General features: G+C 39.1%; 10 protein-coding genes. 9 read left to right on the forward strand and 1 reads right to left on the reverse strand.

All coding sequences use genetic code 11. The features are described 5' to 3' along the window. The first annotated feature begins 208 nt into the window (after window positions 1-208). The 9 genes from ACKI4K_RS07140 (at window position 209) to thiI (ending at window position 8,340) form a co-directional block, all read left to right on the forward strand. Complete coding sequence (locus tag ACKI4K_RS07140; protein WP_292605964.1) at window positions 209-679, forward strand: transcription elongation factor Spt5; 471 nt, start codon at window positions 209-211, stop codon at window positions 677-679. Beyond that, entirely contained in the window at window positions 679-1,161 is a 483-nt protein-coding gene (locus ACKI4K_RS07145; RefSeq protein WP_407423662.1) for a 50S ribosomal protein L11, read from the forward strand. The genes ACKI4K_RS07140 and ACKI4K_RS07145 overlap by 1 nt, the downstream gene beginning before the upstream one ends. A 178-nt stretch (window positions 1,162-1,339) precedes the next feature. Beyond that, window positions 1,340-1,978 (forward strand): 50S ribosomal protein L1, encoded by a 639-nt coding sequence (locus tag ACKI4K_RS07150; protein ID WP_407423664.1) that lies wholly within the window; start codon window positions 1,340-1,342, stop codon window positions 1,976-1,978. Beyond that, window positions 1,978-2,988 carry a 50S ribosomal protein L10 gene (locus tag ACKI4K_RS07155; protein ID WP_407423666.1) on the forward strand — a complete coding sequence of 337 codons (1,011 nt, stop codon included), beginning with the start codon at window positions 1,978-1,980 and terminating at the stop codon, window positions 2,986-2,988. The genes ACKI4K_RS07150 and ACKI4K_RS07155 overlap by 1 nt, the downstream gene beginning before the upstream one ends. A 58-nt stretch (window positions 2,989-3,046) precedes the next feature. Then, complete coding sequence (gene rpl12p, locus ACKI4K_RS07160; RefSeq protein WP_407423668.1) at window positions 3,047-3,355, forward strand: 50S ribosomal protein P1; 309 nt, start codon at window positions 3,047-3,049, stop codon at window positions 3,353-3,355. A gap of 294 nt (window positions 3,356-3,649) precedes the next feature. Further along, a complete protein-coding gene (locus ACKI4K_RS07165) occupies window positions 3,650-3,973 on the forward strand; it encodes a hypothetical protein (protein WP_407423670.1) in 324 nt (107 codons plus the stop codon). Then, window positions 3,966-4,409 (forward strand): hypothetical protein, encoded by a 444-nt coding sequence (locus ACKI4K_RS07170; RefSeq protein ID WP_407423672.1) that lies wholly within the window; start codon window positions 3,966-3,968, stop codon window positions 4,407-4,409. Before ACKI4K_RS07165 ends, ACKI4K_RS07170 begins: the two co-directional genes overlap by 8 nt. Window positions 4,410-4,483: 74 nt before the next feature. Continuing rightward, window positions 4,484-7,189, forward strand: coding sequence for an alanine--tRNA ligase (gene alaS / locus ACKI4K_RS07175; RefSeq protein WP_407423674.1), 2,706 nt, complete (start codon window positions 4,484-4,486; stop codon window positions 7,187-7,189). Next, window positions 7,186-8,340 (forward strand): tRNA uracil 4-sulfurtransferase ThiI, encoded by a 1,155-nt coding sequence (gene thiI / locus ACKI4K_RS07180; RefSeq protein ID WP_407423676.1) that lies wholly within the window; start codon window positions 7,186-7,188, stop codon window positions 8,338-8,340. The genes alaS and thiI overlap by 4 nt, the downstream gene beginning before the upstream one ends. A 92-nt stretch (window positions 8,341-8,432) precedes the next feature. Here thiI and ACKI4K_RS07185 read toward each other — a convergent pair whose 3' ends face one another. Beyond that, on the reverse strand, window positions 8,433-9,179 hold the full coding sequence (locus tag ACKI4K_RS07185; RefSeq protein ID WP_407423678.1) for a hypothetical protein: 747 nt from the start codon (window positions 9,177-9,179) through the stop codon (window positions 8,433-8,435). Window positions 9,180-9,328 lie beyond the last annotated feature (149 nt).

Consider the following 9,328-nt stretch of genomic DNA (forward strand, 5'->3'; position numbering starts at 1 on the left):
ATTTTAGATTTTTAACTAGTTAAGTTGTATCTTAAATCAATAATATGATATTATTGGAACCTAGGGAAGATGGGGGATAGCTTAGTCAATTTTCACTCATATATTGTGAATTACCTAAGAATCTGCAGTTTTTCAATTGCAGCGCTTCAAATAACTTTTAACTTAATGTATGATTTTAACCAGTAAATATGAAATAGGTGAATTTTTCATGGAAGATACTAATAGTTCCATATATGCTCTCAAGACCTCTGCGGGTCAAGAAAGAAATGTAGCCAGGCTTTTGGCACGTAAAGCCAGAACCATTGATGGCATAGGCATTTCCTCAATTCTTGTTCCGGAATCTTTGAAGGGATATATTTTGGTTGAATCCTCAACAAAAATAGATCTCAGAAATCCCGACTTAAAAGTACAGCATTTAAGGGGAGTAGTAGAAGGTAGTGTTGGCATTACTTTTGAAGAAGTAAAAAGATTCCTAAAACCAGAACCGATCATTTCCTCAATTCAGAAAGGAAGTATCGTTGAGCTTATTTCCGGACCGTTCAAAGGTGAGAGGGCGAAGGTGGTTCGTATTGATGAATCACGTGAAGAAGTCGTTCTAGAGTTAATAGAAGCAGCAGTGCCTATTCCGGTTACTGTTAAAGCTGATCAAATTAGAATAATTCAAAAGGAGGCTGACTGATGGCTAAAGATACAGTCGAAGTTCTTATCGAAGGTGGAACTGCTACTCCGGGACCACCATTAGGACCTGCTTTAGGACCTTTCGGTATTAACATGATGCAAGTAGTTGAAGAAATCAATAAGAAAAGCGCTGACTTTGCAGGAATGAAAGTGCCTGTAAAAGTCACAATTGACAGGGATACCAAGGATTTTGAAATTGAAATCGGTACTCCGCCTACAACTGCTCTTATCATGGAAGAATTAGGCATCGATAAAGCTTCTCATGAACCAGGTTTAGATATCATTAACGACTTGCCAATCGAAACAGCTTTAAAAATCGCTAGAATGAAATTTGATTCATTGCTTTCTAACGATTACAAAGCAGCTGTAAAAGAAGTAATGGGAACCTGTGTAAGTATGGGATTATCTGTTGATGGTAAAGACCCAAGAGAAGCACAAAAAGATGTAGATGCTGGAAAATATGATGATATCCTAGTAGAATAGATATCCGTCATTCAAATTAAATTTAAGTTAATAAATTCAGTGTATATGATGTTATAATTACGGTTATAATTGATATACTGTTTTTAATTCATGCAATCGTTTAAGAATTTTTTTCTTAGTACTCGATACTCATGAAACCAAAAAAATCCAATGAACAGAATGTTCATGGGGGATGAATATGACACAAGATGTAGTAAACGCGGTGAAGGAGGCTAAAGAACAATCAAAGCCGAGAAACTTCACTGAGTCCGTAGATATTATTATTAATATCCGAGACTTAGATGTCAGAAAGCCAGAAAATAGGTTTAATGAGGAAGTTACTCTTCCTAACGGCCGTGGCAAAGATGTAAAAATCGGAGTCATAGCTGACGGGGAACTCATTGTTCAAGCTAAAAATGCTGGTCTTGACGTTGTCGTTAACAAATCTGATTTAGAAGAGTTTGGAAAAGACAGAAAAGCTGCCAAAAAAATGGCAAACTCTGTTGATTTCTTTGTAGCTCAAGCTGATATGATGCCGCTCGTTGGTAGATTCTTGGGTCCGGTTCTCGGTCCTCGTGGAAAGATGCCAAAACCTGTGCCTGCAAGTATCAAACTTGATCCTCTTTTAGACAGACTGCAAAGTACTGTTAAAGTTGGCGTAAAACAACAGGCAAGTATTCAGATTGTTGTTGGAAGCCAAGACATGTCAGACGAAGACATTGCTGAAAATGTTGAAACTGTTCTTACAGTCTTAGACCGCAATTTAGAAAAAGGAAGAAGTCAAATCAAGTCCATGTTTATTAAAACAACTATGGGACCAGTAGTGAGGGTGATCTAATGGCTCATGTTGCTGAATGGAAAAAGGAAGAAGTCAAAGAGCTAAAAGACATCATCGACCAATACGATGTTATCGGTATTGTCGATTTGATGAACATTCCTGCAAAACAGCTCCAGGAAATGAGAAAATCTCTCAAAGACAAGGCTGTTATCAGAATGTCCAAAATAAATCTTATCAATTTAGCTCTTGAAGATTGTAATGCTGATAAAAACAACATTGTTGATTTATCCGAGCATATGGATGGTCAAGTTGCAATCATCGCAACTGAAATGAATCCTTTCAAACTGTACAAAATATTGGAAGACAGCAAAACCCAAGCTCCTGCAAAGCCGGGCGCTATCGCTCCTGAAGATATTGTTGTACCTGAAGGGGACACAGGATTCGAACCAGGTCCATTCTTAGGTGAATTGCAACAAGTTGGAATTCCTGCTAAAATCGACAAAGGTAAAATCTGCGTACAAAAGGAAACTGTTGTTGTAGCTGCAGGCGAAGCCGTATCCAAACAGGTAGCGGCTACCTTGGCCAGAATGGATATCAATCCAATGGAAGTAGGAATTGATTTAAAAGCAGTATATGAAGAAGAAGCAATTTACACTTCCGATGTACTTGCAATCGACGAAGAACAAACATTAGCAGATTTGCAAAAAGCGTTCTCAGGCGCATTCAACTTATCTGTAAATGCAGCTATACCTACAACCAAAACTATTTCCGCAATATTGTCTCTCGCACATACCAGAGCTGTCAGCGTTGGTGTAGAAGGAGCTATATTGACTTCAAAAACTTCAGAACCAATTCTCGGTCTTGTCAATGCCAGAATGTTAGCTATTGCATCTGCAATCGCTGATAAGGAAGGCGCAATCGACGATGAATTAGCTGAAAAACTTTCCAATGTTGCTGTAGCGGCAGCACCAGTTGTGGAAGAGGAAGTTGTTGAAGAAGAGGAAGAAGAGGAAGAAGAGGAAAATAGCGAAGAAACAGCAGCAGCTGGGTTAGGAGCTCTGTTCGGTTAAATTTAATTAAATTTTATATTATTAAGAACTAACACTTTAAAAAATTAATGGTGATAACATGGAATATATATATGCGGCAATGATTTTGCACAGTGCAGAAAAAGATATTAACGAAGAAAATGTTAAAAGTATTATTGAAGCAGCAGGTATCGACGCTGATGATGCTAGAATCAAAGCATTAATCGCAGCTTTAGAAGATGTTGACATCGAAGAAGCTATCGAAACCGCAGCTGTTGCAGCAGCAGCTCCTGCAGCTGCAGCTCCTGTAGCAGCTGAAGCTGAAGAAGAAGAGGAAGAGGAAGAAGAAGAGGAAGAAGAAGCTTCTGAAGAAGCAGCAGCAGCTGGATTAGGTGCTCTCTTCGGATAGATTTTTAATCTATCACCTTTCTTTTTTTTATTTCTTTTTGTTTTTATTACTGTTTTTTTTCATTGATTTTAAATTTTTTTTACTTGTTTTTCTATTGTTTTTGTTCAATAAAATTGATTTAATTACGTAAAATTGCTTTTATTTAATACTGGATGATTTATATGCTCGGATACATATACATATCTGTGATTTTGTGAAAATTCACAGTTGGGTATATTTAATATAATTTTTAATCTAAGTTAATGTCTAACATGGATGTGCACGGATATGTTTAAAAAAAATCTAGGTGGTAAATTGATAAATTATACAGACTTAAATCAGGTTATTGAAAACTATGGATATGATCCGTTCGAGAGGATTGAAGAATTCATTTTGAGAGAGATTATTCCAAAATATGATTGTTTGATATCAGTTCATCGGTCCAATATTGATGAATGTGGTTTTCCTACTGTAGATTTCTACATTCGGTATAATGTCAAGCTTTCTTTTAAAGAATGGGAAAAATTAGATGAAAGTGTAATTGAAGATATTGAAAATTTTTGTAAAAAAAATGGGATTGATGATGCATTAGACGAATGCACTATTTTTGTAACTGTTTCAGGTGATACAATTGGATAAATCAGAATTTGAGGATTTCAATCCATTAGACTTTTTAGATTTCTCATGTGAATTGAATTGTAAAATTCAGGAATTTGAGTCATCAAGCTCTTCTGTTAAAAGAACGATTTTTTCCAGAAGTTATTATGCTACCTTTTTGTGTTTGCGTGAGTTGTTATCTTGTAATACGGAATATATTTCAAATCCTTATAGTGAACATAGAAGGTTAGCAAATTTCGTTCAATTTAAAGGGCCGTTTGATAAGAAGGCAAATAAAAAATTAGCAAAGAAATTCCGTATTTTAAAAAGGCTTCGCCAGCAATCGGATTATCATCTGGAAGTTCCTTCGGAAAACACCAAAGAGTATGAAAATTGGATTTTTGAGGATACGGATTTTGCAATTGATTTGGCAAATGAAATCATTAATCAGTTTAAAAATCGTTTCAAAAATTCTTAAAGCATATTTTTTCATTAATTATTTATTAAACAAAATACATATTTTATACTAATGAATGATTAAGACTGATTCTTATGGTAGAAATTTTTGATGAACTTGGTTATAAAAAACAGACATGCAAAACTTGCGGACAGGAGTTCTACTCTCAGGTGGACAGGGACACCTGCGGGGACGCTCCGTGTGATGAGTATGAGTTTATTGCAAATCCTGCAACAGACAAGCCATACAATTTATATGAAATCCAAAAAGTTTTTAGAGAATTTTTAGAAAGCGAAGGGCACACACATGTCCACAGATATCCTGTTCTGGCCAAAAGATGGAGGGATGATGTATTTCTGGTCGGAGCATCCATATTCTGTTTCCAGCCTTGGATTACTTCAGGCCTTGTTAAACCCCCGGCCAATCCTATTGAGATGGCACAGCCTTCAATCAGGCTCAACGATGTCGACAATGTCGGAAGGACAGGTCGTCACATGACCTGCTTTACAATGGGAACACACACAGTAATCAACAAGGAAGATGATTTCATTTACTGGGAAGATGAAACAATCAGGCTTTGCCATGAGTTTTTTGCCCACATCGGAATCAACACAGAGGAAATCACTTTCATCAAGTCCTGGTGGGCCGGTGGAGGTAACGAAGGACCCTGTTATGAAGTCTGCTGCAGGGGTGTGGAGCTTGCAACCCTCGTTTTCATCCAGTATGAAACCCTGGAGGACGGATCCAAAAAGGAAATCCCAATCAAGGTTGTCGACACAGGTTATGGGCTTGAAAGAATCGCATGGATTTCACAGGGAACCCCTACTGCTTATGACGCATGCTTTGCACCGGTTGTCGATAAGTTAAAGGAGCTGACCGGCGTTGAAATCAATGAGGACATCCAGGGAAGAAACGCACAGATTGCAGGAATGATGGACATCGAAGACATCGGGGACTTGAAGGAGCTCAGGGCCCAAGTTGCAGATAGTTTGAATCTCTCATTGGAGGAATACCTTAAGGCAGCCGAACCTATGGAAGCAATCTACATCATTGCAGACCACACCAGATGTCTGGCGTTCATGCTTGCAGACGGCATCATTCCGTCCAACGTGAAGGAAGGATACCTCGCAAGACTGGTCCTCAGAAGAACCATAAGATTCATGAAAGACCTGAACATGAAGGAGTCCCTGGCTGATGTGATGGCAATGCAGCTGGACTTCCTGTCAAAATTCTACCCTGAAATCCGTGACTCTGAAGAGCATATCATGAATATCATCACCCTGGAAGAGGAAAGGTATGCCGCAACAGTCAAGAAAGGAAGAAGCATAGTCAAAAGATCCATCAAAAGGCTTAAAAAGGAAGGCAAGTCAGAAATGCCTCTTGATATGCTCATTGATTTGTATGACGCTCACGGAATACCTCCTGAAACAGTTGTCGAAATGGCAGGAAATGACTTTACGGTCAATGTCCCTGACAATTTCTTCACACAGGTGGCAGGGGCCCACGAAAAGGACACCACCAACAAGAAGGAGACCTTCAAAGTCGACTTCCCTGAAACAGAGCTATTGTTCTATAAGGATTTCTACCAGCAGGAGTTCGAGGCCGAAGTATTGGGTCTGGTCGAGAAGGATGGGGACAAATGTCTGGTCTTCGATAAAACCACATTCTACCCTGAAGGAGGAGGCCAACCTACTGACATAGGTGAAGTTTCCATTGAGGGTTTTTCATTTAAAATACATCATGCCGAAAAGATTGACAATGTTGTCCTTCATCATGTGGATGGTGATGTGCCAAATGCAGTGGTCGGCAAGAAAGCCGTGGGCAAGATCGATTGGGACAGAAGGATAACCCTTGCACGCCACCACACAGGAACCCACCTTGTCATTGCGGCAGCAAGAAAAATACTGGGTCAGCACATCTGGCAGGCAGGGTCTCAAAACGGCCTTACAAGGGCACGTATCGACCTGTCACACTACAAGCGCATTACACAGGACGAACTGAACGAAATCGAAAAGTTGGCCAACGAATATGTGATGCAGAACATCGACCTGGACATCCAGTTCCACACAAGGGACGAGGCGCAGGAACTGTACGGATTCGTGCTTTACCAGGGAGGTATCGTTCCGGGCAAGATGATTCGTGTTGTCAAGATTCCGGGAGTTGACGTGCAGGCATGTGCAGGTACACATGTCCTAAGGACAGGCGTTGTCGGCCCGATTAAAATCAACAAGACCGAAAGGGTTCAGGACGGCGTTGAAAGGATTGACTTTTCAGCGGGTCTTGCCGCAATCGATTCAATGCAGCATGACGGCGAAATTTTAAGAAAGAGTTCAGGAATCTTCAAGGTAGAAAACGACCAGCTGCCGAAGACATGTGACAGATTCTTCAGCGAATGGAAAGCGCAGAAAAATGAAATCGACCGCCTGAAATCCGAAATCGCATCCCTGAAGATGAATTCCCTGGCAGATGAGTTTGACGAAATCAACGGCCTGAAGGTTGTTCACCAGCTGATTGAAGCGGATTTCAAGGAGCTTCAGAAGATGGCTACAGACTTCACCGACAACGGCAAGGCCGATGTGGTTATCATGGGCAACAGCGACGGCAAGATTGTTGGTGCTGCCTCACAAAAGGCTATTGGTGATGGGGTCAAGATCAACGAAATCATCAAGACTGCAGCAGGCGTGTTGGGCGGTGGCGGCGGTGGTCGCTTGACATTGGCTCAAGGTGCAGGCAAAAACACAGATAAAATGGATGAAGCCATTCAAACTGGTGTTGACTTAATTAAAGAGTTGTTTGAATGAATTATGATGTGGTTATTGCAAGATATGGTGAAATCGGACTTAAGAGTCCGAAGATAAGGTCACGTTTTGAAAGAAAACTAGTTAAAAATATCAAGGCTACTTTTGAATGCGAAGTCGAAAGGAATCAGGGAAGAATCTACATTCATCCGCAGGATTTCGTCGAGGGAATCGAAAAGCTGAACAGGGTTTTCGGGGTTGTTTCATATTCTCCTGCGGTATTTACCAATGCAGATTATGAAGGAATTGACGAAACGCTATCTGATTACACTCAGGAATTAATCAATGAAGGCATCTTGGATGAGAACACAAGGTTTGCAATCAAATGCCGTCGTGTCGGAACACATGACTTCACCTCTCAGGAAATGGCTGCCCACTGTGGCGGCGTTGTAAGGGGTGTCGTTTTGGCACCGGTCGATTTGACAAATCCCGATTTGACAATATTTGTTGAAATCAGGGAAAACGACGCTTACATTTATCATGAAAAAATCAAAGGTCCCGGTGGACTGCCATTGGGAACACAGGGCAAGGTCATAGTGCTGCTGTCCAGTGGAATAGACTCTCCTGTTGCCGCATATTTGATGATGAAGAGGGGATGTGAGGTAGTGGCGCTTCACTGCAACAATGACCCTTTTTCAGGCCCGAAGGTCACAGAGCTTTTTAATTTATTAGTTGATAGACTAAATGAATATGCAAAGGGGGTTCCTATTAAAAAACATGTAATCGATTATGGTGAATATTTGCAGGTTGCAAAAGATAAGGCTCCCGAGAAAATGACCTGTGTTTTATGTAAATCCGGGATGTACAGAATAGCTGAAAAATTAGCTTTGGAAATAGGGGCTGATGCAATCGTTGACGGAAGCAGCGTAGGCCAGGTGGCATCACAGACCCTGTCAAACATTCTGGCAACCCGTTATGGTGTTGAAATCCCAATATTAAGTCCATTAATAGGTTTGGATAAAGAAGAAATCACTAAAATCGCAAAAGACATAGGCACTTTTGAAATTTCCAAAATAGATGATGGCGGATGCAGTGCGGTTCCGAAATATCCTGAAACACGTGCTGATTTGGAACGTGTCAGGAAAGCCTGTGAGGACATGAATCAGGATGTGGAAGTCGAAAAGGCTTTTGAAAATATCAGAAAACTCGATTGAGTTTTCATATACTTTTTTAAATTAGTTATTTGGCTAGGACTCTATTCACGAAATCTAGACTTACGTTGGCGGTTTCAGCTATTTCTTCATTTTCAAATCCTTTTTTTTTCAAGATTGATTATAAATTCTTTTTTCACTTCATCTACTTTCCTTTGAGCGTAGTCTTCTACTATTTTCATGTTTCCACCCACTAAATTTGATATTGTTTCATTCGTTGATTCGTTTTTCACGAACTTGTCGCTTAACAGCAGGATTACTCCTTTGGCAAACTGACCAATATTTTCGTTTAAACCTTTAATATTGGTTATTGTCAGTGCTGAATTTATTAGTGTCTGTTCTATGTCATTTTCATTGTCCATAAAACACAATAGACTTATCATTAGTAATTCTTTTTCACTAAAGCTTTTGTTGCTTTCTATTTTGGATTTCATCCTATTTAAAAATTCATCACCATTATAATTTTTCAGGGAATGGATGTATATTGGAAATCTCGATTCTTGATTTACACTGTACCATTTTGTTTTTTCCATTTTGGATGTGCTTAATACATGCACTTCAATCGGTTTTTCGGATTTGATTTTAACAAGATCAAACAGTGCAGTGTAGAATCTGAATCTTCTTTTGTCCTTGACATCCACATATGTGGATTGAAATTCAAGTATCACTATTTTGTCTTCCAGCTCAAAGACTAAATCTGGCTTGTACATCTTCGGATCAATTATGGAATATTCGGTCTGATGGATTTCAACAATTTTTCCTTTGACGTTAATAATCTCAAGCAGTTCCTGACCATATTTCTGCCCTTTGTTTTTAAAGATTACATCTTCATGAAATTTCATAAGATTATCACATCCTAAAATTTTAATGCCAAAATTAATCTTTAATTTGTATTTTAAGCTATATAAACATTTATATTTTATTATACGTCAATATTAATGCTATTTAGTAAAAAATAAGTCTTGATGTATTTTTATTACACAATATAATT

The sequence above is a fragment of the Methanobrevibacter sp. genome, assembly GCF_045644645.1.
GTDB lineage: Archaea > Methanobacteriota > Methanobacteria > Methanobacteriales > Methanobacteriaceae > Methanocatella.

Bases quoted from the DNA above. Each gene is read 5' to 3' on its own strand.
- ACKI4K_RS07140 (WP_292605964.1), top strand. From the start codon at position 209: ATGGAAGATACTAATAGTTCCATATATGCTCTCAAGACCTCTGCGGGT.
- ACKI4K_RS07145 (WP_407423662.1), top strand. From the start codon at position 679: ATGGCTAAAGATACAGTCGAAGTTCTTATCGAAGGTGGAACTGCTACT.
- ACKI4K_RS07150 (WP_407423664.1), top strand. From the start codon at position 1,340: ATGACACAAGATGTAGTAAACGCGGTGAAGGAGGCTAAAGAACAATCA.
- alaS (WP_407423674.1), top strand. From the start codon at position 4,484: ATGGTAGAAATTTTTGATGAACTTGGTTATAAAAAACAGACATGCAAA.
- ACKI4K_RS07155 (WP_407423666.1), top strand. From the start codon at position 1,978: ATGGCTCATGTTGCTGAATGGAAAAAGGAAGAAGTCAAAGAGCTAAAA.
- thiI (WP_407423676.1), top strand. From the start codon at position 7,186: ATGAATTATGATGTGGTTATTGCAAGATATGGTGAAATCGGACTTAAG.
- rpl12p (WP_407423668.1), top strand. From the start codon at position 3,047: ATGGAATATATATATGCGGCAATGATTTTGCACAGTGCAGAAAAAGAT.
- ACKI4K_RS07185 (WP_407423678.1), bottom strand. From the start codon at position 9,179: ATGAAATTTCATGAAGATGTAATCTTTAAAAACAAAGGGCAGAAATAT.